The 1514-nt window shown below is 74.0% G+C and carries 2 protein-coding genes; both read right to left on the bottom strand.

The genetic code is table 11. The features are described from left to right. Positions 1 to 1132, bottom strand: a 1132-nt coding sequence (locus tag RT309_RS15030) for a UvrD-helicase domain-containing protein (protein WP_313358332.1), incomplete at its 3' end; no start/stop codon positions are given. Beyond that, positions 1129 to 1514, bottom strand: a 386-nt coding sequence (locus RT309_RS15025; protein ID WP_313358330.1) for a hypothetical protein, incomplete at its 5' end; no start/stop codon positions are given. The genes RT309_RS15025 and RT309_RS15030, both read right to left, overlap by 4 nt.

Below are 1514 nucleotides of genomic sequence, written 5' to 3'. Positions count from 1 at the left end.
GGAGTCGGAACGGCGCCGGGTGCGGCAGGTCGCGCAGGCGGCTGCCGGCGTGATGGGCGCGCACGGGACGGACGGCGATGTCGGGGTGTCCCAGGCGTGCGCCGGAGAACGTCCGGCCGAGCGCGTCGACGAGTGGGGCGTCGCTGCGCCAGTTGACCGGCAGCGTGCGCCGCTCGGTGGCGGTGCCGGCGGCCCGCAGATAGGTGAAGACGTCGCCACCGCGGAAGGCGTAGATCGCCTGCTTGGGGTCGCCGATCAGCACGAGTGTCGCGACGCCGCGGAACGCCCGGTCGAGGATGTTCCACTGCACTGGGTCGGTGTCCTGGAACTCGTCGACCAGCACGACCTTCCAGCGGTGACGCATGAGCGACCGGGCGGGGGAGTCGGCCTGCTCGAGGACGGACTCGAGGCGCTTGAGCAGGTCGTCGTAGTCGAGCAGCCCCAGCTCGCGCTTGCGCTGGTCGAGGCGGTGGCGCACGACCTGGGCGAACCGGACGCGGACGCCCGCGGAGGACTCGGGGTCGGCGTCCACGGGGACGAGGGTCGCGTGGGGGTCGGCGATCACGGCGCGGGCCAGCTCGCGGGCCTGGCCGTGGGACATCGCCGGGTCGTCCTCGCGGGCGTACTTGGCGACATAGAGGTCGTCGACGACCTGGTCGACGAGTGCCGTGAGGTCGTCGGTCAGCTCGGCCGAGCCGTCGGAGTCGCCGGCCGTGCCCAGACTGCGCAGCACGGTCTGGCAGAACTGGTGCGTCGTCGCGATCGTGGCACCGTCGAAGTCGGCCAGGGCGGTGCGCAGCCGCCGGCGCCGGGCGGCGAGCTCCTCGTCGGGGACGTCGGTGAGCAGGCGCAGCAGCGGATCGGGGCCGGCACGGTGAACATCGGGGTGGGCCAGGGCGGCCTCGGCGGCGACCAGCTGGTCGCGGACCCGCTCGCGCATCTCTCGGCTGGCGGCACGCCCGAACGTGATGACGAGCAGCTCGGGCAGGGTGACGACGCCCTCGGCGACGTAGCGCGTGACGAGCGCGCCGATCGTCCAGGTCTTGCCGGTGCCGGCGCTGGCCTCGAGCAGGGTCGTGCCCGACGGCAGCGGATCGGTGATGTCGAAGGCGGGCAGGGTCGTTTCGGTCACAGCGCGGCCTCCTGCTGGTGGTCGAGCGCGCCGTCCCACAGACGCGGGGCCCACCGCGTGAAGCCGTCGTCGACGAGCGTCCCGAACGCGACGTCGCGACCCCACACCCGGACGATCTCCTCGGCGTCGCGCTCGGGCGGTGGACCGAACCTGCCGGGGGAGCGGCGCCACTCGTTCGCGGCGAGCCGCTCGGCCGCGCGGGGGCCGAGGTTGCGCAGCTTGCTCGAGTAGAGGAACGCCAGCTCGACCGGCAGCGGCAGGGGACGCACCAGTGCGAGGTCGCGCAGCTCGACGAGGTCGGCGAGCAGGCCGACCGCCTCGTGGCGGTCGGCGGGTGCCCGCGTGACCAGCTGGGCGGTCCCGCGCCCGATCTTCCCCGCGG

The organism is Microbacterium sp., assembly GCF_032084865.1.
GTDB lineage: Bacteria > Actinomycetota > Actinomycetes > Actinomycetales > Microbacteriaceae > Microbacterium.
This window is presented reverse-complemented; position numbering and strand designations above follow the sequence as displayed.